Source organism: Dyadobacter sp. SRI_021 (assembly GCF_057586235.1).
The window spans coordinates 464,810-490,541 of sequence record NZ_JBYCZM010000002.1 but is presented as its reverse complement, the minus strand read 5'-3'; the positions used below and the strand labels follow the sequence as shown (position 1 = coordinate 490,541).

Here is a 25,732-nt window from a genome sequence, read left to right as displayed (position 1 = left end):
TGACTAAAATGCCGTCCCCGGGAAAAAATCCGTTCCAAAGCCAGTTGGCATGTTTTTTGATCCCCAAGCTCCCATCAGTTAAGGAGAAAACCCAACAGACATGGAAATTCGTCATCATCAACAAACAGAATTACAGCGAGGCCGATATATCGTATATTTCCTGCTGGCAGCAGTGGCTGCGGGCATTGCCATTTACTTCTATGCACCGAAACCGGTGAACAAGGCCGCGAATGAGAACATGTTGCTCTTCCTTCAAAACGCGATCGGCGACATTGACCTGAAACTCAAAGACGAATGGAACAATACCGACCTCGCGACGCGGCTTTCATGGCACAAGTCGAACACGGCTTTATACAACGAAGCCAAAACCAACACCGACAAAAAGATTACGGCGCAACGCGAGATCCTGAAAAAGAAAATGGCGCAAGTACAGCAACGCGACTTCCCAGAGCTACGCACGGCATATGTGGAATCGAAGAAGGAAGCGCTGGAAGAGCAGCACGTAGGGATTGGCCTGGCTGGGAAAAATCAGGAAATACTCACATTCGAAGGCCAAATGTTCAAGCCGCAGCAAGTACAGGAGGATTTTATGAAGAATATTTATGGAGTCGTGAATGACCTGCGGTTTAAGAAAATTGTATACAAATGGTCGGATGCACCCGATGGCTACCGTAATTACGAGATCAAGTCGAAGGCGGATTCGGAGATTTGACGGCTCCTCCAAACTCGCTGCGGTAAATTTTGATCAGCAATAGCAGATAGCTGATCAGTAAAGGACCAAAGATAAACCCCCAGAAACCGAAAAGTTTCAAACCGGCGATCAGGCCGAGAATCGTGATAACCGGATGCACATCGCCTACCTTTTGTAAAAAAGTAATGCGGGCTACGTAATCAATGTTGCCAATGATGGTCGCGCTGTATATGGCCAGACCGATCGCCTTTCCGGTTTCGCCTTTAGAGAAGAGGAATATCACCAACGGCAGCCATATCATAGCGGTCCCTATCACCGGAAAGAATGCGAATAAGCCGGTGATCAGCCCCAGCAACACAAAGTCCTCGATCCCGACGATCCAATACCCCAATAGTGCTACCAACCCCTGGATAAGCGAAATGAGTGGAATACCTAGTGCATTGGCACGCACCATACCGCAGGTTTCGTCGGCAAGGGATTGGATATTCTTATGCTTGAGCGGGATGAAATGTTCCAGCGTTTCTTCCATAAACCGGCCATTTTTGAACATAAAATAGGACAGGAATAGGATCATCAGCAGATTACCGAGCATGGTTGCGGAACTGTTCAGTATCCCAGGGATAAAACCCGCTGCTCTTTTACGGATATCCGCCGTCGCTTCCTTCGTAAGCAAATCTTGTCCGGTCCATTCACGAAGCTGCGCAGAAATCGCGTCAATCGCGTGGTTCACCTGTTCGGGATTCTCCGCAATCATATTAATCTTTTGAAATATCATCTGGCCCGCGAAATATACGGGTGCCACAATGCAGGCCATAAACAGCACCATAAACAGCACCGCCGTGAGGCCCTTCTTCCACTTTCGCTGTTCGGTAAGATGAAAATAATACCTCCGGCAAAGGATATAAATGGTGAGTGCCCCCAGAAAACCAGGGAAGAAAATATAAAGCTGCTTAAAAATAATTACCGCCAATGCGGTGACAATCAGCAGGAAGGATATTTGACGAATGCGATTGTTGAAATCAGAAACCATGAAATGCCAATTTGGGTCAATATACGTAATGCAATTATTATACCAATATCGCCGGAATCGGCAAAAGAAAAGCGCAGGACAAGTCGTTATCCTGCGCTTTTGCTGTATATCTGAATGGCCTACGCCGCCGATTGATCATCTACCTCTGCCTCAGGCGCATTTTTTTTCACGGATTCGATCCCGTTGTCACGGCTTGCAACGCTTTCGTACATTTCACTGCTTCCGATTGCCTGACCATTGGTCGCTTTTAAAAGGAAATAGAATTTGTCATTTTTCGAAGTAAGACGTTCGAAACGTGCGTCGTCCTGCGAATTCTTTTTCACCGATTCGATCCCGTTCTCGCAAGCCGCTTTGGTAGTATAACCCTCGCTTGCCAGGATCACCTGACCGTTTCCGGCTTTCAGGTTAAATTGAAATTCTCCGTTAGCTCTTTTTGTAATTACGAATTTTCCCATATTTGAAAAGATTGGATTAGGCTTTCAAAGTACGATTATCTTTTGTTAATTCAATAGTATACGTTGTGTAAAATACGCTATACGTCTCTCAGCCCGGCACGGATCACCCTCGCAACCTGCCTGCGGTACGGCGCGCTCACCGGTAGGATGTGTGTGGCAACCTCGACAGTGTGTTCGGTAAACGCCGTTATTTTGTTAATCGCCACGATCAGTGAGCGATGTACCCTCATAAATCCCCTTCCGGCAAACCGTTCTTCGATCGCCGTCAGCCCCTGATAAACAATCATCTCTTTTTCAGTCGTTTTGATCTTCGTGTACTTCTTCACCCCTTCGACGTAAAGCACTTCATTAACATATACCTTCACTGCCGACCTGCCCGAAAAGAGGTAAATGAACGGGCCCCGATCCGGCGCGGACCGCTTACGCCTGGTGGATGAATTCCGTTTCATAACCGGCGGTGGAACTGCCGCGAAGTAGCAGTCAATGCTTGCCAGGAAACTTTCGAAAGTAATAGGCTTCACCAGGCAATCGAGTATATAGTCGTCGTCGCTACGCCGCCATCGCTTTTTTTTCTCAGACAGGAAAATGACCCTGGGTCGGCAGGGCAACAGTTTCAAAAATGCTTCTCCCGTCACTTTGGGGAGCATAATGTCCAGGAAAAGGAGGTCGATCTTATTCTGCTGAAGATACATCAGCCCGTCGATCGCGTGGTAAAATGTTCCCACATGTTCCAGGGAATCCACCTCGCCGATGTAGGATTCGAGAACGCTCGAAGCATACGGCTCGTCGATGATCAAACATTTGATTCTGCTCATAAAAAAATCCGGTGAAATAACTGTACTCCAAAAGACTAACCCACAGGGGCGGCATACAAGCTACCAAAGGCGAGTCCGACAGATTAGCCGGCTGGTTAATGAGAAGAAACGAATTGAGTAGGATGGCGCTCAATTTCCAAATAATTCGGGAAAACTCCAACGCCATCCCCGCGGTGCTGCAAATTAGTGTGATCAGATGCTTTTCAAATACATCCGCAGCGCCCGCATTTCGGTATCCGAAAACGCCGCGGTCATCTGCCAGGGCATCGGGGCTTTCAGCTCCGTGCCGTCAGGCCGTCTGCCCGTGCGAAGCGTCTGGATAAACTGCTCGTCAGTCCAGCGGGCACTTTTCCCGGTTGAAGATATATCGGGAGTACCGCCTTCTCCCGCTGTGCCTTTCATATCGGATTTATGGCAACCGGTACAAATTTGTGACACATATTTACCGAAGTCGGCGGTAACTCCTTCACGTATCACCAGCGGAGGTGCTGCATTGTGATCGATTTTCTCCGCTTCGAACAGTTCCAGCTCTCCAAGATCGGCCAGGATCGTCGCCCCGACACCGATTTCGCTGGGCGGGTTCACGCGGTCGACGGGCGGAACCTGTGCGCAATAAGCAATCACCGCTTTCAGATCCGTTTCACTGAGCTTATTAAAGCCAGCCGATGGCATATAAATAAGCGGCGTACCGTCTTGCTGCACGCCGTGACGGATCGCCCTTACCCAGTCGTCGGTGTCGTAGTCTTTGGATATGCCCCCTTTCCCCTTGGTAAGGTTCCGGGCGACCAGCCGCCCTACGCCATCTTGCTCGAAGAGGACACGGCCCCCCAGGTCTTTGCCGTGGCAGTCATGACAGCCTTTGGTAGTAACAAGGCGCCGTCCCTGGGCGATGGTGGTGGAATCAGTCGGGATGTCGAGTTTGACAGGCTTTATCGGGTAAACTTTGTTTTTCCGGTTACTGATTGCGATGTAGGCTTTGGTGTAGTAACCGAGTGCAAGCAGCACGATGACCAGCAGCGTGCGACCGGTCCATTTCAGGATTTTTTTTAACATGGCTTTTGGAAATAACAGTTTGAAAAACTGCCGGCAAGGCCGACGTTGCAAAAATGCCCCGCCGGCTAGCGATTCCCATTGTTAAATCCTTTGAAGCGTCATTATCGTTGCATGAATTGGGCAATGCTATTTACCAAGCCACTTCTTGAAATCCATCGCTTTCTCTCGACTGATAATCACCTCACTTTCAGGGGCAGGCGTGAGGGCGAGCTTGATTTTATTGTTGAAATACGGGTTGATTTGCTGCACGCAATGCACACTAATGATAAACTGGCGGTTAGCGCGGAAAAAGCAGTCCGGGTCGAGCATTTTTTCAAGCTCGTCGAGTGTGTAATCGACCGGGTATTTCTGGTTATTCTTTGACTTGAAAAGACTTGTCCCCTCTTCTGAATAGAAATAGGCGATGTCGCTTACTTCCACGGGCACCCATTGCTGTAAATGCTTTACCAGAAAACGCTTCCGGTATTCCGACGGCTGCATTTGCTGGCGCAGCTGCTTGACAAGCGAATCGATCGCATCGCGGTCTACATTGGCTGAGTTTTTGAAAACATCGCTCTCAGCGCCCTTTGTAAGTCGATTGTATTTCGCCAGACTTGCTTCCAGCTCCTGCCGTTTGATCGGTTTGAGCAGGTAATCGATACTGTTGACTTTGAATGCCCTGAGCGCATATTCGTCATAGGAAGTGGTGAATATCACCGGTGATTCAACCTTCACCTGGTCGAAGATCTCGAAGCTTTGGCCATCGGCGAGTTCGATATCCATCAAAATAAGATCGGGAGCTTCATTTTCTTTCAGGAAATCAACTGATTCCTGCACGCTGGCAGCCTTGCCGACGATTTCTATATTACTATCAATTTCAGTCAGTAGTTTGGAGAGTTTTCTCACAGCCAGATCCTCGTCTTCAATCAATAATACCTTCATAAATTGGTTTTGCAGTTCATGTTTTAGGGTCAAAAGTTAGGTCAAGATAACCAATTCCTGAAACCTGCGGGAAACGGAAACACATAAACGTTCTATGAAGCGGCATTTAAGGGCTATGAAACGTCACTACCCCGACCGGCACCAGTAAAATACCAGTCTGAACCGACATTTACACCGATCAAGCACTCCATACGCCGCCTTGTACGCTTCATCCCCTGCTTGTCCCGTTTGACGCATAATACCCGCGGCATTGACCATGAAGCCATTCTAATTTTGACTCAATCAAATGCAAATCTGTTAGCCATGAAAATGAAACTCTACACTTACATTACCCTGTTTTCCCTGCTCGCCATCACGACCTCCGCTTGTAAAGACGACGACAAAAAAGACGTTACGCCGGAACCTGTCAAAATCACTTTCACCGACAAAAAATGGAAGACCGAAACCTGGGACCTGGTCAAGCCGCTTGACCTCGACGAGGACGGCGACAAGGAAACCGATCTCACGCAGTTGCTCATCGAATGCGACCTTGACGATTTCATTGTATTTCAAAAAGACGGCAAGTTGATCGCCAATACCGGCAACAAACGATGCAATGCAGCTGAGGAACAGGAAAGCTACTCCGCCGACTGGACCTATGATGAAAGAGCGAAGATCATCAAAATGAAAAGCGTGCCCGGCGGCCTGGAAAAAGACGATTGGGAAGTTCTTGAACTCACCGAGACAACTTTGAAAGTACGCTTCAACCTGCTTCCCGAAGACGGAGCGTCGGCAGCAATCAAGAGCGTGATGACTTTGAAAAAGATGTGACCGTCATACCGACACCAGCAGGGGGAGGCTCACCGAAAAGCGTTGCGGGTCTTCATCGATATTGATCTCCCCCTGCCCCAACAAACTGTATTTTGAAGCAATATTGGCCAGCCCGATCCGGCTGGATGGGATTGTAACCGAGCGCTTTTGAAGGTTGTTTGAGACGACAAGCCTGCCGTCAATCGTCGTATTCAGCCGGATATACAGCGGTTGCTGCGGCATGATCACATTGTGTTTCACGACGTTTTCCATCAGCAGTTGTAACGTGAGCGGCGGCAGCATATAGTTGCGGTAGGCTGGGTCGATTTCTTCCTCCAACCGCAGATTACTGCCGTAGCGCGTGCTGAGCAGGTGAAAATAAGAGCCCGCAAAGTTGAGTTCGGATTCCAAAGTAGTGAGTTCTGATTCATTACTCCGCAGCAGATACCGGTAAACGTTACTCATTTCATCGATAAACTGGGTGGCGAGTTCTGCATCCTCTTCGATCAGCGAAGACAGCGAGTTGAGGCAATTAAACAGGAAATGCGGATTGATCTGCTGTTTCAAGCTCTCGAACTGGCTTTGGAGATTTGCCTTGCGCAGTTTCTCGGTTTCAAGCAGCTTTTGTTGCCACAGCTCGAACGCATACACGCCCTCGTGTATGCAGGTGACCACGATATTCATGAGCGCGCCCAATGCAAGTGCCCATTCGAAGCTGGTGAGGTCGTAAACATAGCCCTCAAAGCCGGCCGCTTTATAGAGAAAGAACAACCCGCTGATGATGGCCAGGTTACAAACGATGTGTGCCGGAATCATGAGCAACATCCTTTTGGGCGTCTGCTTGAAATGCGAAAATTGCCTGCGGAACCAGTATCCAATACGGGCGTGGACCAATTGGTAGGCAAGCCCGAAAACGACGGTAGAGAAGATTGTTGCCTTTGCAAATACAGAAACGTCCGAAAAATAAATTCCCCCAACCAGCAAGTAATTCATCAGTACGATGTAAGCAGGAAGCAGCGCCAGGGCGATCCATATATCCTGTTTGGTATAACTGACCAGTAGCTTCACGTCGTTTCGAATTGGTTACGGGTTGTTCCTACGGGTATTCTTACGGTAAATGTCTCCCCATCGTCGAAAAGCATCGGCTCTTCGAGGTTCAGGTCGCGGAACCGGGAAATCAGCGTTTCGAGCCCCTCCCGGGCTGCATTCACGTGCTTCGGTTGGATCGAATTCCGGACTTCAAGCTGCCTGCCCTGCGTAGTAATCGCTAGTTTCAGCGGTTTTTGCTTCATTACTACATTATTCCGGATCGCATTGTCGACGAGCGTCTGCAATGTAAGCATCGGTACCATGTAATGTGAGCAGCTTTCATCGATATCCATTTCCACCTCAATAGCGGAGCCGTAACGGGTGCTCGTCAGGAACAGGTAGGAGTGGATAAACTCACTCTCGCTTTTGACCGACGCCAGCCCGTTCTCGCTCGTGTGGAGCAAATACCGGTATACGCTCGAAAGTTCGTCCAGAAACGCGCCCGCCTGCACCCGGTCTTCTTCAACCAATGCAGAAAGGGAATTAAGGCTATTGAACAAGAAATGCGGGTTAACCTGATTTTTAAGGTTATCAAACTGATTCTGGAGTGCCTTTTTCTTGATAGCCTCTTCTTCCTGCAATGCTATGCCATATTGGTTCAGAGAGTAGATCAACTCATAAATAGCGCCTACCGCGAAGAGCGTCACCACGCAAAGGGTGATGTAAATGCTGTATTCCTTTATGGTAAAAACCTCCCAGTCCCAGTGGGCAAAATACATAAGCAGAAAAAAGAATATCTGGCTTAGTACCTCGATCACCAGATAGCCCGAAAAAGTGCCGAGGATCCGTTGCCGGGTTTGGGTAATGTCAGGATATCGGGCGCGCCACTTCTCGCTCCATTGCGCCATGAGTTGCCAGGTAATGAGCGTACACCCAAGCCATGCCAGCGTAATGGTGAGACTTTTCCAGTGGCTTCCGATAAATTTCTGTACAAGAAAAAGGTTCAGCAGCATTGTCCAGACGAGGATTACGAGTGGACGGAACCATTTCCATTGTGAAGGATTTTTCAACTTATTACTGACAGATTAGGGTACGGGCCGCGATTTGCATTCCCAAATATAAAACTAAACCGGCCGGAACGATTTATCAAATACTTTCTCTCACATTTTGCCTGCCACAAAATCATAACTTTTTGAGCCTCAATACAAAAATTAGTATATTTATAACCGCCGCCACTTCGCAGTTCGATCGCGGAAGCTCCGGTCTTTACGCATTCCTACGCTTTGCTACACCACAATCATCTGAAATTCGGTCCGTGCGGACCAGTAGGTTTTCTTGTTTTCTATTTAAACCCCTTCTCAGATGGAAACAAACAGTTCCTCTAAAACAATCCCCCATTTCAGGGGCAGGGTTATTACCCCCGGTGACGCCGATTACGATACCGCCAGAAAAGTCCATAATGGCATGGTGGATAAATGTCCCGAGTTCATTGTGCGTTGCGCGGATGAAACAGATGTGGTGCAAGCCGTTCGGTTTGCACGCGAAAATGATCTGCTCGTGGCCGTGCGAGGCGGAGGCCATAATGGGGCCGGCCTCGGCGTATGTGACCATGGGTTAGTTATCGACCTGTCGGCGATGCGCAATGTGACGGTAGATCCCGTAGCCCGTACGATACGGGCACAAGGCGGCTGCCTGCTCGGGGATCTGGATAAGGCCGGTCACCCTTACGGATTGGCCGTACCTACGGGAATCAATGCAACTACCGGCATCGGAGGGCTTACGCTCGGAGGGGGTTTGGGACATTTGACACGCTTCGGCGGCCTGACCATCGACAACCTGCTTGAAGCGGAAGTGGTGTTGGCCAATGGGACGAGAGTAAAGGCATCGCCTACCGACAACTCCGATCTATTTTGGGCTATCCGCGGCGGCGGAGGCAATTTCGGGGTGGTAACGTCCTTTCTTTTCCGGGCGCATGAGGTGCATACCGTGTACGGCGGACCGATGTTCTGGGATATCAATGACGCCAAGGCGATGATGGAATGGTACCAGGATTTTATCAAGAAAGCACCCGATAGTATTAGCGGATTCTTCAATTTTCACAAAATACCACCTGCACCTATATTTCCCGAGCAATATCACCTGCAACTGATGTGCGGTATCGTGTGGTGCTGCATCGACGAGGAGGAAGCATTGGAAGTTTTCGAAATGGTGCGCAAATTCCGCAAGCCGCTGATCGACGCCGTAGGGCCGCTGCCTGTTCCGGCATTGCAAACGATGTTCGACGAGCTTTTCGCACCCGGATACTACTGGTACTGGAAAGGCGATTTTGTGAAGCACCTGAGTCCCGAAGTAATGGATGTACATATCAAACATGCGCACAAAATCCCTAATTTTTTCTCGGGAATGCACCTGTACCCTATCAACGGCGCTGCCGCCAGGGTCAGTAACGATGCCACCGCCTGGAATTACCGCGATGCCACCTGGTCGATGGTGATCGTCGGCATTTCGCCCGACCATTCCGAAAAAGACCTGGTTACCAGCTTTGCGCGCGACTACTGGCAGGAGCTTCACCCACACGGCGCCGGCGGTGCCTACGTCAATTTTATGATGGATGAAGGTTCCGATCGCGTACAGGCAACTTACGGAAGCAACTATGAAAGGCTAAGGCAAGTCAAAGCCAAATATGACCCGGATAATCTGTTTCGGGTAAACCAGAATATCAAACCCGCGTAAAAAAAACAGGCAGGCCGTTACGGACCTGCCTGTTTTTTAGAATAACACCCCTTCATCATCCGATTTGGCGGGAGGTGTAAATACATCCTCTGAAACCTGGGTAGAATCGGTGGCGCATTCATTAGTATAGCCTTCGGGTCTCGGGAAAGGACCTTTGCGGTACTGAATGAGCGTCTGATCGTTGTAAACCTTTTGCATGAACGCGCCCCACGCGGGCATCGCTACGCGCCCCCCCTGCCCGAGTGCAAGGCTGCGGTAGTGAATGCTGCGGTCCTCGCCCCCAACCCAGACGCCGGCTACGAGGTTATGCGTCATACCCATAAACCAGCCGTCGGAATGATTCTGCGATGTGCCGGTTTTGGCCGCAATTTCATTGCCGTCGGTAACGCCGTATTGCCGCAAACGACCGGCCGTACCGCCCGGGTCTTCCACTGCGCCGCGCATGAGGTACAGCATATTATAGGCCATATTTTCACTGAGTTCCTGGCTTTGCTGCTCGTGGAATTCAGCCAGGAGCTTGCCGTGGCGGTCCTCAATGCGCAGGATCGTCATCGGCATCACCTTATAGCCTCCGTTCGCAAACGACGAATAGGCCGACACCATTTCGTACACCGACACGTCGCCGGTTCCGAGGCAAAGGGCCGGGGTGGCCGGCAGCTCGCTGGTGATCCCCAGCTTGTGCGCATAATCGACTACCGTATTGGCTTTCACCATTTTCATAATATTGGCCGTCACCGAGTTTACCGATTTCCCCAACGCCTGACGAAGCGAAAGCGGCTGCTCGGAATACACGCCGTTCGAGTTTTTCGGCGTATAGTCTTCGTTCACATCGTCGATTCCCGCCTGGAATGTAACAGGCGAATCCATGATCTTTTCGCAAGGGGTAATGAAGTTTTTATCCAGACCAGCCGTATACACAAACGGCTTGAATGTCGATCCGGGTTGGCGTTTGCCCTGCTTCACATGATCGTACTGAAAATATTTGAAATTAATCCCTCCTACCCACGCCTTCACGTGCCCGTTGCGCGGATCCATAGCCATCATGCCTGCCCGCAGGAAGCGTTTATAGTATTTGATGGAGTCGATAGGACTCATGGTCATTTCCTTTTCACCATCCCACGAGAATACTTTCATTTTATAAGGCTTGTTCATCACCTTCCACGCCTCTTCTTCGCCCAGCTTGTTTTTTAAGACATTGAAATAGGGCAGGCGGCGCACGGCGGTGTTGATGAAACCCGGGATTTCCTTTCCGTTCTCATCAATCCATGGATTGCGGCCCTTCCAGTGGTCGTTGAATATCTTTTGCTGCTCCTGCATGTGGTGCGTGAGCGCTTCTTCCATGTATCCCTGCATGCGCGAGTCGATGGTCGTGTAAATCCGCAGGCCGCTCGTGTAGAGGTTCAGATCGGTACCGTTTTCCTCGTTGTACATTTTCACCCATGCTTTCAGGTAGCCGCGCATCGACTCCCAGAAGTACGGAGCCGGACCGTTCGCGTGCGTTTCCATCGCGAATTCCAGCCCGAGCGGCTTCGCGCTGAGCACCTTGAAATCGTCGTCCGTAATATCGTCGTATTTCCGCATTTGCGCGAGTACGGTATTACGACGGTTGAGCGCATTCTGCGGGAAGCGAACCGGATTATAGATGGTAGGATTTTGAAGCATTCCCACCAGCAGCGCCGATTCCGGAATATCGAGCTCGGAAACGTCCTTGTTGAAATAGGTTTTAGCAGCGACTTTGATACCAAATGCATTGTTCCCGAACGATACCGTGTTCAGGTACATCTGCATAATCTCCTGCTTGGTATACTTGCGTTCGAGGACAATCGAAAGTATCCACTCCTTCGTTTTGGCGATCACGATCCGCACACCGGGGATTTTACTTAATGTCCCTTCAAACTCTTCGGAACGCGTATTGAACAGGTTTTTCGCGACTTGCTGCGTAAGCGTACTGCCACCACCGGAGCTGGAATTACCCGTGAGGATGCCTTTCGCAACCCGTAAAAGACTCCGCGGATCGATACCCGAATGGCTGATGAAACGGGTGTCCTCCGTCGCCAGCAATGCGTTGATCAGGTTGGGAGAAATTTCGGATATCTCTACCGGTGAACGGTTCTCGATCAGGTATTTACCGAGCGACTTTCCATCCTGCGAAATCAGCTCGGAGGCGATCTCGCTTTTAGGGTTTTCCAACGCCTTCAAATCCGGCATTCCGCCGAAAAGCCAGAAGAAATTGTAGTTGACAGCGGCAATGTAAAGTATCAGCAGCGCCAGCCCGATGCCGAAGGCACGCCAAAGTAAAAGAATGCGACGCCGGTATTTCCCGGGTTTGAATTGAATCATGTATTTTCCAGAGTAACGTCCAATAAACCGACCAAATAAACGAATTTGGTTTACAAATCAGCTATTAGAACGTCGCTGGGGCGGTATTTAATATTACGCCACCCCGGCCTGTCCTGGAAATTCCACCCGCTTTTTATATTCATTCGGGCTGAAACCGGTTTCCTTCTTGAATAACCTCGAAAAATAAGGCGGGTTCTCAAAACCCAGAAGATAAGCGGTTTCTGCCACGGTTTTGTCGGTGCTGAGCAGCATATTTTTCGCTTCGGACACGAGGAAAATATGGATCAGTTCAATGGCGGTTTTACCGGTCTCCTGTTTCAGCAAATCGCTCAGGTAGCGTGGCGAAGTATTGAGCATATCGGCCATCAGTTTGACGGAGGGCAATCCTTTCTCCTGGAAGTTCCCATCTTCAAAATAGGCGGCCAGGCTTGCATTGAAACGCGAAACGGTGGTGCCCGAAAGCTGCGTGCGGTTGATAAACTGGCGCTTATAAAAACGCTGCGAATATTTCAGCATCGAATCCAGGTGGGTGAGCATAATGTCGCGGCTGTACTCATCGGTGTTATTGAAATACTCGCTTTGAATGCGGCTGAAAAGATCCCAGATGATCTGCTCCTCCCGCTCCGACAAATGCAATGCTTCATTGGCTTCATAATCGAAAAAACCATATTTACGAATCTCCGAGTGCAGCGGATGACCGTTGAGGAAATCTTCATGCACATAAAGAATAAAGCCTTTTTCTTCCAGCTCGATATTATTCATTTCGATTACCTGCCGCGGCTTCGAGAAAAGCATCGATCCGTTTTCATGGTCGTATTTCGTACGTCCGTAGAGGATATGCCCGGCTTTGATCTTTTTGAATGCGATCATGTAAAAGTCCGTCGTAAACTCCCGCCAGCCCAGCGTACAACTTCTCAGCTCGTCGCAGGTAAACATGCTGATCATGGGATGCTCCGGAGCAGGCATATTGCTGGCGCGATGGAGCTCGCTGATGCTCTTATAATGGTCCATGGTTTTTAAAACGGTTAAATCTGCACCCGCATAAGGTGCAGATTTGATGAGTTTAATCAAATTTAACTAAAATCAGGCGGTTACCTGGCCGCCGTGCGCGGCGTCAGCTACCTCTTTCCATTCTTCCCAGGTTGCAAGGCGTTCGGCGTATACCTGGTTCAACCATGGAAACCCAACTTTACCGAGGAAGATTCGCAATGGCGGATTTTCTTCGTCGACTATTTTCAGGATCGCCTCCGGTGTAGCCTGCGGATCGCCGATGGTATCGGGCGTCAATCCGGCATAAAGCGCTTCTTTGATGCCGTCATATAATGCAATCGGCTCGCTGTGGGAAGCGGAAGCACCTCCCCAATCGGTCGAGAAGCCGTTGGGTTCCACGATCGTCACTTTAATCCCGAAGTCTTTCACTTCCGAGGCCAGGGTTTCGCTCAGTCCTTCCACCGCCCATTTCGAAGCGTTGTAAAGGCCCAGCACCGGTAGCGTAGCCACGCCCAGCACGCTGGAAACCTGGATAATATGACCGCCACCCTGCGCCCGCATCACGGGAATGGCTGCTTGCGTCACCCATAGCAAACCAAAAACGTTGGTTTCAATCTGGTCGCGGGCTTCTTTTTCGCTGGTTTCTTCAATGGCTCCGAACAAGCCGTAACCTGCATTGTTGATCACCACGTCGACGCTGCCGAAATGCTGATTAGCCTGCTCGATCGCGGCGAAACTCGCCGCCCGGTCGTTTACGTCCAGCTGAATGGTTAAAAGCGTGTCGGGATATTGCGCTGCGAGGTCTTTCAGCGTTTCGGTATTGCGGGCGGTAGCCGCTACTTTGTCCCCTCTTTTCAAAAAAGCCTCGGCCCATATACGGCCGAATCCTTTGGAAGCGCCGGTGATAAAAATTGTTTTTGACATGATTGACAATTGTTTTGGTGTTTTGATGCTACAAATTTACCGGGTCGCTTCCGCCGGCGACTTATACAAAAATCCGGAAATGTGATACACTTTTACGTGCCCCCGCCGACACGATTTAACAGGCCACGGGAACCGTTAAAGTCGCATTCCCGTTGCGGGAATAATGACCATCGAGACCTATTTCCCGACGCCGGAGCTCAGCCCGTTTATTCAATCCTACAAGGTGATCGAAACGCCTGCGGAGGTGGTCAACCATGTCCTGCCCGAAACATCCCCGGTGATGGTGTTCAGGCTGAGTGGGCAGGTTTCTGTTAATCACCACGGCGGTACCAGCGTGCTCGAACCGTTCGTCGTTTCGGGCTTGCGTAAATCCGGGAGGGCTATGCAGTATCATTCCGGCACGACCAATATCCTGGTCGTTTTCCGGGAAGGCGGCATTGCTCCATTCATCCACGAACCGCTGCATGAGCTGAGCGACACGAGCATTGCGATGGATTGCCTCGATGGTTTCCGGGATACCGGCCTGCTGGAAGCGCAATTGGCGGAGCAGCCGTCGCACGTTGCGCGCATCGCATTGATCGAGCGCTTCCTGCTCAGTCGGTTGAGCGACAAGACGCCGGATAATATGGTACTGGTGGCCATTCAAAAGATCCGTAGCGCGGGCGGCCAACTGCGCATCAGGGAGCTGGCGGCGTCGCTGCACGTGAGCCAGGATGTATTCGAGAAGCGTTTCAGACGGGTAGCCGGGCTTTCCGCGAAACAGTTCGCCTATATCGTTAAAATGAAAACGGTGATAGAAAAGGGCCGCTCAGGACAGACATTAGCGCAGATAGCGCTCGACGCGGGCTATTTCGATCAGCCGCATTTCAATAAGGACTTCAAACTCTTCACCGGGCTCACCCCCACCGAGTTTTTTAAATCTCCCGTGTTCTGGTAAATCAATGATTTTTTACAAGAATGGCCGGCAGCAGCTTTGGAATTTTGTATCAGTAAAACCAAAGTATAACCGCTATTCAACGCAAAAAACATGGGAACACCATCAGAAAACCAGCAAATCACATTTATCAGCAAATACCTCATCCCTGCTGCTTCGAAACAAACGTTCCTTGAACGACAGCACATTGCGCGGGCCTTTATCCACTCGCTCGACGGCTTCGTGCGCGACTATGCCTACGAGCGCATCACCGAAACCGGTGATACCGAATACATTACCATCGCCACCTGGGTAAACGAAGAAGCCATTAATAATGCCAGAGATGCGGTGCAGGCCGAAAACCTGAGAACCGGATTCGACCGCGCTGAAATGCTGGAAAGACTTCAAATTCAAATGGAACCGGGGTTATTTCGCGAAGACCATCGTTAACCTTGGTCCAAAGCGGGAAATGTAATCTGCGGGGTGCGTTTCGGCTGCAAGGGCCGGAACGCACTTTTTTCAGATAGCGTGTCGTATATTTAGGCTCGCATTGCCAGCCTTAGCACCATGAAAAACGAAGTACTCGACGTCTCCGGAATGAGGGCACTCCCGCTCGATCTCGACTCCGCCATCTCTTTTATGCCCTATATCCGCTTCCTCGAACAGCGGGTTTCGGAAGAAAAGACATTGAAATCTACCTTTTACAAAAACATACTGACCTATTTCCACGAACATCAGCTCCCCCAGGGGGATGTACCGCTCAACGAGGCGCACCTGTACGGGGATTTCTTCGAATACGTTTACAGCAGCCTCTCTGCGCCGCTGGCATCGGAGCATAAGCTGGCCTGGGGCATGTGCCAGCCGCTGTACCCGCATATTTTTTACGGTACCGACCTGCTTTTCGAAATGCTGAATATGAAGCCGGCCGATTCGCAGTACGAGCTTCAAAAGAACCCCGAAGACTACCAGCGCGAACGCCTGCATTTGATCTACACACTGATCCTCCAAAGGCTTTATAATTTCCAGGTTCCGGTGAAAATACAGCAATACCACGCCTGGACGGACACCCAAACCGGGTTGTACCGGTACTATGAAGTGCTGGTAAGCCCCGAATTTGTCGAAGTGAGTGCTACGCGGGACTTACCGGATCTTAACTTCGTGGAAATCTACGCGCATTTCAGCGAAAAGGACGGGCATCTGCAATTGCAAAAGGTGCTGCCGCTCGATATGTTCCGGTTTCGGGGCTTTGCAGTCATCACCGTATCGGACGTTACGGCTAAAATGGCGGTGGAAAATATCAAAAAGGTCCAGTTCAACCGGGTACCGGGCGACAGTCCGAACCGCTACCAACGCATTATCCAATCGCTGAAAACGCTGGTACAGAACAATCGTATCGAATTCGACCTTTTTCCTTTCGTGCGCGTGAACGGCCAGGCCGTGTATGGGTACGGGCAGGTTGGTACGGGCGTACTCTTTCAGATCTGGGGCGAAAACCGCCTGACGCCCGAAGAATTCCGTCGTCAGGCAGAGGGCTACGCCGCCAAACCGAATTCGTTCTTTTCGCCCGACATTCAGGGTGAAGACGAACGTCAGATCGGCTGGCTGGCACCATTCCGCGACCTGAATGTACGCTCACTTGCATTGGTACCCCTTTTTGTGGATCAGAAACTCGTGGGTGTCCTTTGCATGCATACCTGGGAAGACGAGCGTTTCGACGAGAAAAAACTGGCTTCGCTCGAAATGGCGTTCGCGCCCGTAGCGCAGCTGCTCGATATTTATATTGAGGAGTTCAATCTGGAACTTGAAAGCATTATCAAGGAAAAATTCACCTCGATACAGCCCGCCGTGCAATGGAAGTTCAACGATGCCGCCTGGCATTACCTGCATCGTAGAAAAAAGGGCCTCCCCGAAGTGAATGAGAACATTGCATTCTACGACGTCTACCCCCTGTATGGTGCGATCGACATCCGCAATTCTACCAACGAACGCAATGTCTCCATCCGAGCCGACCTGGGTCATTACCTCGATTTGCTGAATGACCTGCTGAACGCGCTTGCCAACTTCGATCGGTCGTCGCTCATGCAGGAGCTGCGCTTTCATTGTACCAAATGGCAAAAGGCCGTCAGCCAGGGCGAACTGAACAGTACGTCGGAGAATAACCTGAATACGTTTCTGAATGAAGAGGCAAGGAACTACCTCATTCACCTGTCGCAGCAGGATCCGCGTACCGCGCCGCTCATCGATGAATACATCGGGATCACCCACCCCTCTCAGGGAGAGGTACACCGCCACCGGCAAGAGCTCGACCACTCCATGGAGCTGATCAATACGGCCGTGAACCGGTATTTCGAAGATCAGAAGGAGCTATTACAGGAGTCGTATCCTTGCTATTTCGAGAAGTTCAGGACCGACGGCATCGAATATGACATTTACATCGGCCAATCCATTGCCCCCAATAAGCCATTCAACCATTTCCATCTCAAAAACCTGCGGCTGTGGCAACTCTCGTCGATGATCGAAGTGGCGAAAATTACCCGTGCATTGCTCGGGCAAATGCCGAAAGAACTGCATACCACACAGTTGATTTTTGTGCATAACCACATGATCGACATCAGCTTTCGGAGCGACGAACGGAAATTCGATGTGGAAGGCGCCTATAATATCCGCTACCAGATGATCAAGAAACGGATCGACAAAGTAAGGATCAAAAATTCCCAGGAACGGCTCACCCAACCCGATAAAATCGCGCTCATTTACCTGCACCAGCGTGATGTCGAAGATTACCTGCCCTTCATCCACTATTTGCAGGAGACAAACGCCCTCGAACCCACTACCGAAGAGCTCGAACTGGAAGATTTACAAGGGCTCAGCGGCCTGCGGGCGCTGCGCTTAGGAGTTGTGTATTAATCAATCCGGCGTTATCGCACTTAACGCACAGTATTGCTTTCGCAGCAATCTGAATTAAATATTATTTGGACTTATTATAAATAAATTATATTTGTAAGTCCACATGCGAAGCGTGCCCTGCGCTCAGCTCTCGCTTTTTTACTACTCATTTTTCTCAAATCATGTTTAAAAAACAACTTCTTACTACCGCATTCCTGCTCTGCTGCTCGGCGCAACTCTTTGCTCACGCCCTCTGGATACAGACTGCCCCAAAGGGCAAAGCCGGCCAGAAACAAGCGATTAAAATCATCTACGCCGAGCCCGGAGATAAACCTGAAAAACTTGGTGAATGGTATTCCGACGTGAAGGATTTCGAGCTCTGGCTCACCGCTCCCGATCAAAAGCGTACTAAATTGGCCACCGTTGCTGCTGACGACCATTTCACGGCAGAGTTCACACCCGACCAGCAAGGCGTATACACGCTATCGGTAGGTCACACGGCAAAAGACCTCGGCGGAACGACGGTTTATCAGTTCAATGCCAGCGCATTAGTAACGGTAGGGAGAGCCGATGGCGGTAATACTCCGGCCGCCAATGCGAACGAGTTGAATGTTTTTGCAGACCCGGCGAAAACCAACAAAGTCAATAACCTGCTCAACCTGCGCGGACTTTTCAAGAATAATGGAAATGAAAAGCTGTACATCACCGTGGCTTCGCCGTCGGGATGGAGCAAACAGATCAGCACCGATGAAAAAGGGCTGGCCGAATTTGTTCCGCTTTGGCCAGGCACCTATTATATCGAGGCATCCAAAAGCTGGAAAGAAACCGGCAACCTGAACGGAAAAGAATACAACGCATTTTGGCGCAGCGCCACTTTGCTGGTAGAAGTTGGAGAATAGATTTTTAAAGCGTTATTCATTCGCATGTCCCTGTACGAACAAATCAGTGCCTATTGCATCCGTCACAAAATAAGACTGGCCGAAAAGCGGGTCATTGTGGCCGATCAATTGCTGGTCGCCGACGAATTTACCGATGGTGATACATTATGGCGCGATATGCGCAGCCGGGGGATTAAAATCAGTCCCGCGACTGTTTATGAGTCGCTTAACTGGCTGGTAACCGCAGGGTTTGCAGAGCGGCGATTTGCGACCGACAGTCGCAAAAATCTGTTTGGGATCCCGGAGCCTGTCCGGAATACATTGAACAATTGAAAACGATTGTTCCTGTTTATCAGTACTAAACAAAGAAGGGTCCGTTTTCCGGACCCTTCTTTGTTCATATCATTAAGCAACCACTGCATTCTTCGGTTTGCGGCCTCTGGGTTTGCCGGTGTATGCCGGTTTGGGTTCTTCGGTTCCCAACGTGAGTTCAAAACCGACAACGCCTTCTTCGTAATTAAAAAGGGTTACGTCAAAAACGTACTTTGTATTTTCAAAATCCACACCGCCTTTACGGAGAATCAGTTCCAGCGGGATAGAATATCCGCGGCCGCTTCTGGTAAGGGCGAATGTTCCGTTTTCATCCGAGCTCGGAATCAGATACAGATGCTTCAAGGTTCTCTTACCTTGCTGTGCTCCGATTTTAAAGCGAGCTGTTTCCGGTTCGATACCTAATTCTTCCAAAGTTTTGGGAGGAAGAACTAGCTTACCCGAAGATGAAACATAGCCGGTTGGCTTTGGTTTCTCCTGAGGCTTTTTCGCTACTGAAACATTATCCTCGGGAGAAAAAAATTTAATTGCTCTTGCTTTCATAAATAAATTACGGGTTGCTGGTGGATTATTACTTTCGCAAAAGTAATGAAGTTAACATTTTATTAAAATAATTTTTTTATAATAAATAATCTGCCAAAATTGACGAAAAAAATCACTGCATAAATGCTCCCTGCACCATTTTTATTAAGCGTTTTTCGCTTTCGATTTCCAAATTGATTTTAATTAGAACCAGTACTGCCATCATTATTCCAGCAGGCTCAATTTTCATCAGTTTCCAATATACGATACCTTCGCATCCGTTAGACTCTTCGCCGGGACGGGTTTTATACCGGCAGTATAACGGAGATCTGTCCTTTGTATTAGCAACGCCGTTTACGAACAAACTTGTCTCATACGGTTACAAAACTCTGTCTGCAATTAGTAATTCAATAAATGACGGGCCGAAGTACAACGATGCGATGTGCCAGAGTTTTATTGTTTTGAAATTGGTCGCCGCCCCTACGCTAAAACAGCGCTGGCATTTGCAATGCGTAGAACTAGTTGGCCGCCGCTTTTTCACCTAAGAACTACGTTATATTAATAAGTCGGAAGCAAAAATCCGGTGCGACATTTATCGAAAAAACCGAAAAGTAACTCTCCATCAATGCTCAATGCGACAATGGCTGAAATTGGATTTTCACACGCTTCAATTTGATATGCTGGTTACAATAAGTACTTGAACAGTTACTTGTAGCAATTATTATTACACGGCATAAATGTTGTTTCAGCGATTTTTAGCCTTACTAAACTTTCCTGGTAGCATATTAATCCCGTACATTGCAGCTACCGGATCCTCAACCATACCTGCTATGAGAAAACTGCTTCTGCTGAATTTCCTGTTGCTCACTTTCTCCTGCTCACATGCACAAGCCGTGCGGGAAGTCCTGTCTCCGAACGGCACGATCAGGCTGATCGCCCAGGCGGGCGACCAGTTACGATACAGCGTCTATTTCAAAAACCAACTGATTATATCGCCCTCGGAAATCGACATGGTCCTTTTGGATGGCAAGAAGCTTTCGAACGGCCTTTCCAGGCCACAGTTTACGGAAAGAAGCGTCAACGAAACCATTATTTCGCCGGTACCTGAAAAGCGGACCCACATTCCTGACCGATACAAGGAGCTAAAAATTGCTTTTTCAAATGCCTTCGCCGTCATTTTCAGAGTGTACGACGATGGTGTCGCCTACCGCATCGCCACGTCATTCGCCGGCAATATTGCCGTCCGTTCCGAAACCGCCGCGTTCCGGTTTCCGGCCAATCATCCGGTGTATTTCCCGGAAGTGGCACCGTCCTCGGGTATGGACATTTATCATACGAGCTTCGAAGAGCCGTACACGATCAAACCGCTGGAACAGATCCATTCCAGAAACCTGCTTTTCTCGCCTGTCCTCGTTGCGCCGGAGGGCTCGCCCAAAATCGGTATTACTGAATCGGACCTGGAAGATTACCCGGGCATGTTCCTCAGCGGCAACGCAGAGAAGGCCCTCTTCGGCCACTTTGCGCCCTACCCCGCCGAAGAAACGGAAACCAAAGAGCTCTATTCTACACGTTATGTTTCCAAACGGGCCGATTTCCTGGCTAAAACCAAAGGAACGCGTGTATTTCCATGGCGGGTACTGATCATCGCGCCAGAAGACAAGGATTTACCCGGTAACGACCTGGTGTACCGACTGGCGAGCCCTTCGCGTGTTGCCGATTTATCGTGGGTAAAGCCTGGGAAGGCAACCGACGAATGGATTATCACTTCCAATATTTTCAATGTACCTTTTAAAAGCGGCATCAATACCGCCACTTACAAATATTACATTGATTTCGCGAAACGGTTCGGGTTCGAACGCATTATGATGGACGCGGGTTGGAGCGATAATAATGATTTGTTCAAGATCAATCCCGACATTAATATGGAGGAGATTATGGCGTATGCCAAAAGCAAAGGCATCGGCGTAAGCATGTGGACGCTCGCGCTAACACTCGATAAACAGCTGGAACCAGCCCTGGAACAGTTCAGCAAATGGGGCGTGGATTTTATTATGACCGATTTCATCAACCGCGACGATCAGAAAGCCGTACAGTTTTATTACAAGATAGCGGAAGCATGTGCCCGGCACAAGATCATGCTGATGTTTCACGGCGCATTCAAACCCGCTGGCTTCAACCGCACATTCCCGCACGCGATCGCACGAGAGGCGGTACTGGGCTCGGAGTACAATATGTGGAGCGCCAAAGCCACGCCGGAGCATAATGTGCTGCTCGCATTCATCCGTATGCTCGCCGGCCCGCTGGATTATGAGCCCGGGATGCTAAACAATGCCACGCCCAAAGGTTTCCATGCAATGCCTGAAAACGTAATGTCGCTCACTACCCGGACGCAACAACTAGCGATGTTCGTTGTGTACGAAAGCCCGATCCAGTTTTTCGCCGGCAATCCATCACAAGGCCTGAACGAACCCGCATTCATGGAACTACTCGGGAGCATTCCCACCGTTTGGGATACCACCCGCATTGTCGATGCGCGCCTGGGCGACTACGTGGTCACCGCAAGGAAAAAGGGCGTCGACTGGTACATCGGCGCACTCAACGATTCGACAGCCCGGGAACTTGCCATACCGCTCGATTTCCTTCCCAAAGGCCATTTCGAGGCTACGATCTGCGAGGACGGCGTCAATGCCGATCGTTATCCCGCCGATTACCGCATTTCCAGGGTTGTGCTCAATTCTAAAAGCTCGCTGAAAGTTAAACTGGCGCCGGGAGGCGGGTTTATGGCTCGACTGCGACGGCAATAGGCAGTTTATCTGCTATTTACGCTGTTGATCTACAATATTTGGCGAGGCTGGCCCGATCCGGTTATTTTGTTTCGTAGGAGGACGCCTCTACGTGCCGCACAAACATCTATAACACCAATCATGTAGTATGCAATGCATAGTACCTAACATTACATAGCTTTGTAAAAACTATTAGCCATGAAAACTTTTAAAGAAGACTTCGGTCACCTGCCATTTCCCGGGCGCTGGCTGGGCGGTATTTCGCTCGTGCTCGCGCCCGTATTGCTGCTCGCGGGCGAGCTGTTGAAATTCCGGTTCGATTACTTCTTCCCGGAGCAGCTCAGGGCCTACCAAAGCCACCCTACATTGATGTTTACGGCTTACAGCCTCTATCTGGCGGGAAATATCCTGCTGTGGCCAGCCATTGTCACCCTTGCTAACCTGATAGGGCGTACCAAGCCGGTATGGGCCGTTTGGGGCGGTAGCCTGGTATTGTTCGGGCTTTTTGCCCGAACATTCCATTCCGGGATCAATCACCTTGCATTTCAGCTGGTCAACATCCTGAGTTTGCCGAAAGCAACGGAAACCGTCGCGCAGTCCTACGGCGCGTTTCATATTGTTTCGACGCTCTCCGGCGCGATCCTGTTCGGCTGGGCGGTGCTGGCCATTGGAGCCTGGCTGTCGGGAACATTGCGGCCGATAGGTGTAGTGGCGCTAGCGATGATGTCCGCGCTCATGATCGGGGTATTGAAGGGCGGAACAGTGATGTCGGTGATCGCGACGTCGTGCCTGTGCATTGCGCTCGTTCCCCTGGGCGTACGCGTACTGGTGCATGGGAGTATGCCTCCCGCCCGGCTGTTTTGGGGCTGGCTGATATTCTCCTCCGCGGTGATCGGCTTATTTTTCTTCCTCGGACAGGCGGGATGAGATCGATACGTAAGCCGGTTTTGGAAACGTCCGTACGCTCGACTTACTACCCGCAACCACTCCCTTTCCTTCCTTTACTCCCCTTCCTCCTTTTCCTCCCTTGCCCTCCTTCCTACGACGTCCCCACCAGATCATGAAGCCGGTAACCGGCAAACTGGCACAGATCAATCCTGCGAAAAAAGTCAGGATCTTGCCCGGTAACCCGGCCCAGGCGCCCACATGCAGGTCAAAATTCATGGCGTAGGCTTTCTCGCCGTTGGTCAGTTCTCCGAAAGAGCGTGAGCGCAGTTTGGCACCGGTGAATTGGTCATACTGGCCCTGGATGCGGTCGTAGCGGTTGCGTGCAGTCAGATAGGTGGATGTATTGATGGGCAGTTTGCCCTTCGCAGGAAAGTTGATCAGGTACCCGTATGCATTGGGCTGGTCGGCTTGCAATGCGGCAAATACCCGGTCGACTGCTTGCACATCCTTGTTTCGAGTTGTATCTGAAAAAACGGCGGGCACCTCCACCAATTTTCCGCCGTCAGCGACCGTCTTCACTCCTTTTTCGAACCAGTCGAACGCCCACACCAGACCTGTAACCGCACATACGAACAGGATTACACAAGCGTAAAAGCCGAGCACATTATGCAGGTCATAGTTAACGCGCTTCCATTTTGCATTCCATTTGATTTTGAAGCTCTTATTTCTGCCCGACCTATTCCATTTGGCAGGCCACCATAACACCAGTCCGGAAATCAGGATAAGCACAAATGCCAGTACCGAGTAGCTTACCACCGCGTGCCCGATCTTTTCACCAAACAGCATCCGCATGTGCAGCCCGAGTATGATGGTAAAAAACTCGTTTTTTGAATCTTCCAGTTTTACAACCTTGCCATTGTAAGGATTCACATAGGCGCGTTGGTAGTATTTGTAATAATCCCAATGCGAAAAACCTTCTTTATCCACCTTCAATGCCCGGAAAATATACGTTCTGTCGGATTGTGAGGATATTTCGACGCGCGTCACGGGCCGCTTCTCTCCTACGGCTTGTTGCGCCACGGCCAGCAACTGGCTCAGCGAGAGTTTCGGCTTGTTTTCAGGTTGAATGAAAAGACGGTCCCCGTAAACCAACGGCTTGATTTCGTCTGTAAAAACGTAAATGGCACCGGTAAGGCCGATCACGATTATTACCATCCCGGACGCCAGCCCCAACCAGAGGTGTAAAGTTCCGATAAACTTGCCGAGGACTGTCTTTTTCTGAGACATGAATGCAGTTTGGATTTGATAGCGGCCTTGAAAAGGCGCTTAAATAACTCAAAAACGTATTTGAACGCTTTTGCAGCAAAGAAATACCCTATTTAGTTTAATTACAAATTATTAGTCTTAACAACCTTCATTATTTTCATTCAAAATAAAAATAGAGAAGTAAATAGATACCGGAAGCTAGCAGGGCACATCACGATGGCAGGTGTACTTCGGGATTTGTTTAAATTTGCGGGCTGTTCAGCAAATTATCAGACGCCCAATATGAAGCCTGCTTTTTTTTCGAAGTACGAATGGCGGTACCATCTCGCGATGATGCCCGTCTGCTTCGCGCTAGGCAATTATTATCTGCTCGGGGAACGTTATTTTGTGCATTTGCCTACCTTCCTGACGGCCTCTGCGCTGGCATTCATACTCTACTGGTCCTCGGTGGTGATCCTGACGATCGTCATCCGGAGGACGGCTGGCAGCGCAGCCGAGGGGCAGATCCTTGAACAAATGCTGAAAATGCTCTGGAAGCTGGCAGCGGCGACGGTATTGCTGATGGTTTTCGATATCTGGATTTATAGCCTGGTACCCGGCCTCGACGTCGTTTTCAGCTGGTCGAAAATCTGGCCGGTGGCGCTCGTCGGCTTGCTCTGCGATGCATTCATTTGCGCATTGCTCGGCTTGTTCTACGCATTGCAGCAATGGAAAAACGACCAGGCCGACGACGAAAAACTAGCCCGACAGTCGCTGGAAGTCGAGTTTGATGCATTGAAAGGTCAGGTTAACCCGCATTTTCTGTTCAACAGCCTGAATACGCTTTCGTCGCTCATCGGTGCCGATCCCGCTCAGGCTGAGGACTTTGTAGAAGATCTTGCGCGCATTTACCGCTATATGCTGCAAGGCGGCCGTACCGAGCTCGTACCGCTGCAATCCGAGCTCAGTTTTCTGGAAGTATACGTCCGGCTGCTGAAAGTCCGTTACCACGGTGCGCTCCTCGTCGAACTCCCCGAACGCTGCTCCGCCGATCTGATGATCCCGCCGCTGATGCTGCAAATCCTGCTCGACAACGCGGTTCAATACAATGTACTATCGCCTGGTCGACCGCTAACGGTGACGATCAGCCTCACCGGCGATCGGGCCGTAAGGGTTACCAATAATGTACAGATGCGTCACCGCACCCTTGGCGCCACCGGCGTCGGCTTGCGAGGGCTTTCGGCGAAACTGCTGACCTTCACACCCCGAAAACTAGAGATCGAAGAAAATAGCGAAACGTTCTCCGTAACAATTCCGCTCCTGCCCGACGTAATTCCCGCACGGGTTCCGGTGTAATGACAATTCATTCCAATAAAAATGCAGTTGATGTAACTTCTGTGCTTGCCGTTCCACGCATTACACTATTTTTGGAATTGCCGCACTAGGACTGCCCCAGTGGGACTGCCCCAGAGGAACTGCCTCAGTGGAACTGCCTCGGTGAAACCCAGCAAGCCTGT

At 50.1% G+C, this 25,732-nt stretch carries 23 protein-coding genes; 11 read left to right on the top strand and 12 right to left on the bottom strand.

Going from position 1 to position 25,732, the window contains the following annotated elements; genetic code table 11:
- Nucleotides 1-100 precede the first annotated feature (100 nt).
- A complete protein-coding gene (locus tag AC2YIT_RS07300) occupies nucleotides 101-712 on the top strand; it encodes a hypothetical protein (protein ID WP_430847913.1) in 612 nt (203 codons plus the stop codon).
- Here AC2YIT_RS07300 and AC2YIT_RS07295 read toward each other — a convergent pair.
- The 5 genes from AC2YIT_RS07295 to AC2YIT_RS07275 form a co-directional block, all read right to left on the bottom strand.
- Complete coding sequence (locus tag AC2YIT_RS07295) at nucleotides 684-1,721, bottom strand: AI-2E family transporter (protein WP_430847911.1); 1,038 nt, start codon at nucleotides 1,719-1,721, stop codon at nucleotides 684-686. The two genes, AC2YIT_RS07300 and AC2YIT_RS07295, sit on opposite strands and share 29 nt — an antisense overlap.
- 119 nt (nucleotides 1,722-1,840) lie before the next feature.
- On the bottom strand, nucleotides 1,841-2,176 hold the full coding sequence (locus AC2YIT_RS07290; RefSeq protein ID WP_106598971.1) for a YegP family protein: 336 nt from the start codon (nucleotides 2,174-2,176) through the stop codon (nucleotides 1,841-1,843).
- A 77-nt stretch (nucleotides 2,177-2,253) separates the two neighbouring features.
- Nucleotides 2,254-2,991: a LytR/AlgR family response regulator transcription factor gene (locus tag AC2YIT_RS07285; RefSeq protein WP_487278767.1), complete on the bottom strand. Its 738-nt coding sequence runs from the start codon at nucleotides 2,989-2,991 to the stop codon at nucleotides 2,254-2,256.
- Between the two features lie 192 nt (nucleotides 2,992-3,183).
- Nucleotides 3,184-4,044 (bottom strand): c-type cytochrome, encoded by an 861-nt coding sequence (locus tag AC2YIT_RS07280; protein WP_487278766.1) that lies wholly within the window; start codon nucleotides 4,042-4,044, stop codon nucleotides 3,184-3,186.
- Nucleotides 4,045-4,170: 126 nt separating this feature from the next.
- Nucleotides 4,171-4,965, bottom strand: coding sequence for a LytR/AlgR family response regulator transcription factor (locus AC2YIT_RS07275; protein WP_487278765.1), 795 nt, complete (start codon nucleotides 4,963-4,965; stop codon nucleotides 4,171-4,173).
- A 303-nt stretch (nucleotides 4,966-5,268) separates the two neighbouring features.
- On the opposite strand from AC2YIT_RS07275, the gene AC2YIT_RS07270 reads away from it, so the two are divergent.
- Nucleotides 5,269-5,775 (top strand): hypothetical protein, encoded by a 507-nt coding sequence (locus tag AC2YIT_RS07270; protein WP_487278764.1) that lies wholly within the window; start codon nucleotides 5,269-5,271, stop codon nucleotides 5,773-5,775.
- A 3-nt stretch (nucleotides 5,776-5,778) separates the two neighbouring features.
- Here AC2YIT_RS07270 and AC2YIT_RS07265 read toward each other — a convergent pair whose 3' ends face one another.
- Nucleotides 5,779-6,822, bottom strand: coding sequence for a sensor histidine kinase (locus tag AC2YIT_RS07265; RefSeq protein WP_487278763.1), 1,044 nt, complete (start codon nucleotides 6,820-6,822; stop codon nucleotides 5,779-5,781).
- Entirely contained in the window at nucleotides 6,819-7,853 is a 1,035-nt protein-coding gene (locus tag AC2YIT_RS07260) for a sensor histidine kinase (protein WP_487278762.1), read from the bottom strand. Before AC2YIT_RS07260 ends, AC2YIT_RS07265 begins: the two co-directional genes overlap by 4 nt.
- Before the next feature lie 292 nt (nucleotides 7,854-8,145).
- Between AC2YIT_RS07260 and AC2YIT_RS07255 the strand changes: the two genes are divergently transcribed.
- Nucleotides 8,146-9,516, top strand: a complete 1,371-nt coding sequence (locus AC2YIT_RS07255; protein ID WP_430847896.1) for an FAD-binding oxidoreductase — start codon at nucleotides 8,146-8,148, stop codon at nucleotides 9,514-9,516.
- Between the two features lie 36 nt (nucleotides 9,517-9,552).
- Here AC2YIT_RS07255 and AC2YIT_RS07250 read toward each other — a convergent pair whose 3' ends face one another.
- The 3 genes from AC2YIT_RS07250 to AC2YIT_RS07240 all read right to left on the bottom strand — a co-directional run bounded on the left by AC2YIT_RS07250 (nucleotide 9,553) and on the right by AC2YIT_RS07240 (nucleotide 13,770).
- Nucleotides 9,553-11,856 (bottom strand): penicillin-binding protein 1A, encoded by a 2,304-nt coding sequence (locus AC2YIT_RS07250; protein WP_487278761.1) that lies wholly within the window; start codon nucleotides 11,854-11,856, stop codon nucleotides 9,553-9,555.
- A 93-nt stretch (nucleotides 11,857-11,949) separates the two neighbouring features.
- Nucleotides 11,950-12,867, bottom strand: a complete 918-nt coding sequence (locus tag AC2YIT_RS07245) for a helix-turn-helix domain-containing protein (RefSeq protein WP_430847892.1) — start codon at nucleotides 12,865-12,867, stop codon at nucleotides 11,950-11,952.
- A 72-nt stretch (nucleotides 12,868-12,939) separates the two neighbouring features.
- Nucleotides 12,940-13,770: an SDR family oxidoreductase gene (locus AC2YIT_RS07240; protein ID WP_487278760.1), complete on the bottom strand. Its 831-nt coding sequence runs from the start codon at nucleotides 13,768-13,770 to the stop codon at nucleotides 12,940-12,942.
- Nucleotides 13,771-13,933: 163 nt separating this feature from the next.
- Here AC2YIT_RS07240 and AC2YIT_RS07235 point away from each other — a divergent pair, with 163 nt between their 5' ends.
- The 5 genes from AC2YIT_RS07235 to AC2YIT_RS07215 all read left to right on the top strand — a co-directional run bounded on the left by AC2YIT_RS07235 (nucleotide 13,934) and on the right by AC2YIT_RS07215 (nucleotide 18,780).
- Complete coding sequence (locus AC2YIT_RS07235) at nucleotides 13,934-14,707, top strand: helix-turn-helix domain-containing protein (protein WP_430847888.1); 774 nt, start codon at nucleotides 13,934-13,936, stop codon at nucleotides 14,705-14,707.
- A 90-nt stretch (nucleotides 14,708-14,797) separates the two neighbouring features.
- Nucleotides 14,798-15,133, top strand: coding sequence for a hypothetical protein (locus AC2YIT_RS07230; protein WP_487278759.1), 336 nt, complete (start codon nucleotides 14,798-14,800; stop codon nucleotides 15,131-15,133).
- A gap of 117 nt (nucleotides 15,134-15,250) precedes the next feature.
- Nucleotides 15,251-17,590, top strand: coding sequence for a GAF domain-containing protein (locus AC2YIT_RS07225; protein WP_487278758.1), 2,340 nt, complete (start codon nucleotides 15,251-15,253; stop codon nucleotides 17,588-17,590).
- 161 nt (nucleotides 17,591-17,751) lie between these two features.
- The gene (locus tag AC2YIT_RS07220; protein WP_487278757.1) at nucleotides 17,752-18,468 is read left to right on the top strand and encodes a DUF4198 domain-containing protein; all 717 of its coding nucleotides are present in this window, start codon (nucleotides 17,752-17,754) and stop codon (nucleotides 18,466-18,468) included.
- A 24-nt stretch (nucleotides 18,469-18,492) separates the two neighbouring features.
- Entirely contained in the window at nucleotides 18,493-18,780 is a 288-nt protein-coding gene (locus tag AC2YIT_RS07215) for a transcriptional repressor (protein ID WP_430847878.1), read from the top strand.
- Nucleotides 18,781-18,852: 72 nt separating this feature from the next.
- On the opposite strand, the gene AC2YIT_RS07210 is transcribed toward AC2YIT_RS07215, so the two are convergent.
- Nucleotides 18,853-19,320 (bottom strand): hypothetical protein, encoded by a 468-nt coding sequence (locus tag AC2YIT_RS07210; protein WP_487278756.1) that lies wholly within the window; start codon nucleotides 19,318-19,320, stop codon nucleotides 18,853-18,855.
- 809 nt (nucleotides 19,321-20,129) lie between these two features.
- Here AC2YIT_RS07210 and AC2YIT_RS07205 point away from each other — a divergent pair.
- Both AC2YIT_RS07205 and AC2YIT_RS07200 read left to right on the top strand, forming a co-directional pair.
- On the top strand, nucleotides 20,130-22,103 hold the full coding sequence (locus tag AC2YIT_RS07205) for a glycoside hydrolase family 97 protein (protein ID WP_487278755.1): 1,974 nt from the start codon (nucleotides 20,130-20,132) through the stop codon (nucleotides 22,101-22,103).
- Between the two features lie 177 nt (nucleotides 22,104-22,280).
- Nucleotides 22,281-23,009, top strand: coding sequence for a hypothetical protein (locus AC2YIT_RS07200; protein WP_487278754.1), 729 nt, complete (start codon nucleotides 22,281-22,283; stop codon nucleotides 23,007-23,009).
- On the opposite strand, the gene AC2YIT_RS07195 is transcribed toward AC2YIT_RS07200, so the two are convergent.
- Nucleotides 22,980-24,257 carry a PepSY-associated TM helix domain-containing protein gene (locus AC2YIT_RS07195; RefSeq protein ID WP_430847870.1) on the bottom strand — a complete coding sequence of 426 codons (1,278 nt, stop codon included), beginning with the start codon at nucleotides 24,255-24,257 and terminating at the stop codon, nucleotides 22,980-22,982. The genes AC2YIT_RS07200 and AC2YIT_RS07195 overlap by 30 nt on opposite strands.
- A gap of 261 nt (nucleotides 24,258-24,518) precedes the next feature.
- On the opposite strand from AC2YIT_RS07195, the gene AC2YIT_RS07190 reads away from it, so the two are divergent.
- Complete coding sequence (locus AC2YIT_RS07190) at nucleotides 24,519-25,571, top strand: sensor histidine kinase (protein ID WP_430847868.1); 1,053 nt, start codon at nucleotides 24,519-24,521, stop codon at nucleotides 25,569-25,571.
- Nucleotides 25,572-25,732: the final 161 nt, after the last annotated feature.

Excerpts from the sequence above, each read along its gene's own strand:
- AC2YIT_RS07300 (WP_430847913.1), top strand. The coding sequence starts at position 101 with ATGGAAATTCGTCATCATCAACAAACAGAATTACAGCGAGGCCGATAT.
- AC2YIT_RS07295 (WP_430847911.1), bottom strand. The coding sequence starts at position 1,721 with ATGGTTTCTGATTTCAACAATCGCATTCGTCAAATATCCTTCCTGCTG.
- AC2YIT_RS07290 (WP_106598971.1), bottom strand. The coding sequence starts at position 2,176 with ATGGGAAAATTCGTAATTACAAAAAGAGCTAACGGAGAATTTCAATTT.
- AC2YIT_RS07285 (WP_487278767.1), bottom strand. The coding sequence starts at position 2,991 with ATGAGCAGAATCAAATGTTTGATCATCGACGAGCCGTATGCTTCGAGC.
- AC2YIT_RS07280 (WP_487278766.1), bottom strand. The coding sequence starts at position 4,044 with ATGTTAAAAAAAATCCTGAAATGGACCGGTCGCACGCTGCTGGTCATC.
- AC2YIT_RS07275 (WP_487278765.1), bottom strand. The coding sequence starts at position 4,965 with ATGAAGGTATTATTGATTGAAGACGAGGATCTGGCTGTGAGAAAACTC.
- AC2YIT_RS07270 (WP_487278764.1), top strand. The coding sequence starts at position 5,269 with ATGAAAATGAAACTCTACACTTACATTACCCTGTTTTCCCTGCTCGCC.
- AC2YIT_RS07255 (WP_430847896.1), top strand. The coding sequence starts at position 8,146 with ATGGAAACAAACAGTTCCTCTAAAACAATCCCCCATTTCAGGGGCAGG.
- AC2YIT_RS07250 (WP_487278761.1), bottom strand. The coding sequence starts at position 11,856 with ATGATTCAATTCAAACCCGGGAAATACCGGCGTCGCATTCTTTTACTT.
- AC2YIT_RS07245 (WP_430847892.1), bottom strand. The coding sequence starts at position 12,867 with ATGGACCATTATAAGAGCATCAGCGAGCTCCATCGCGCCAGCAATATG.
- AC2YIT_RS07240 (WP_487278760.1), bottom strand. The coding sequence starts at position 13,770 with ATGTCAAAAACAATTTTTATCACCGGCGCTTCCAAAGGATTCGGCCGT.
- AC2YIT_RS07235 (WP_430847888.1), top strand. The coding sequence starts at position 13,934 with ATGACCATCGAGACCTATTTCCCGACGCCGGAGCTCAGCCCGTTTATT.
- AC2YIT_RS07230 (WP_487278759.1), top strand. The coding sequence starts at position 14,798 with ATGGGAACACCATCAGAAAACCAGCAAATCACATTTATCAGCAAATAC.
- AC2YIT_RS07225 (WP_487278758.1), top strand. The coding sequence starts at position 15,251 with ATGAAAAACGAAGTACTCGACGTCTCCGGAATGAGGGCACTCCCGCTC.
- AC2YIT_RS07220 (WP_487278757.1), top strand. The coding sequence starts at position 17,752 with ATGTTTAAAAAACAACTTCTTACTACCGCATTCCTGCTCTGCTGCTCG.
- AC2YIT_RS07215 (WP_430847878.1), top strand. The coding sequence starts at position 18,493 with ATGTCCCTGTACGAACAAATCAGTGCCTATTGCATCCGTCACAAAATA.
- AC2YIT_RS07210 (WP_487278756.1), bottom strand. The coding sequence starts at position 19,320 with ATGAAAGCAAGAGCAATTAAATTTTTTTCTCCCGAGGATAATGTTTCA.
- AC2YIT_RS07205 (WP_487278755.1), top strand. The coding sequence starts at position 20,130 with ATGAGAAAACTGCTTCTGCTGAATTTCCTGTTGCTCACTTTCTCCTGC.
- AC2YIT_RS07200 (WP_487278754.1), top strand. The coding sequence starts at position 22,281 with ATGAAAACTTTTAAAGAAGACTTCGGTCACCTGCCATTTCCCGGGCGC.
- AC2YIT_RS07195 (WP_430847870.1), bottom strand. The coding sequence starts at position 24,257 with ATGTCTCAGAAAAAGACAGTCCTCGGCAAGTTTATCGGAACTTTACAC.
- AC2YIT_RS07190 (WP_430847868.1), top strand. The coding sequence starts at position 24,519 with ATGAAGCCTGCTTTTTTTTCGAAGTACGAATGGCGGTACCATCTCGCG.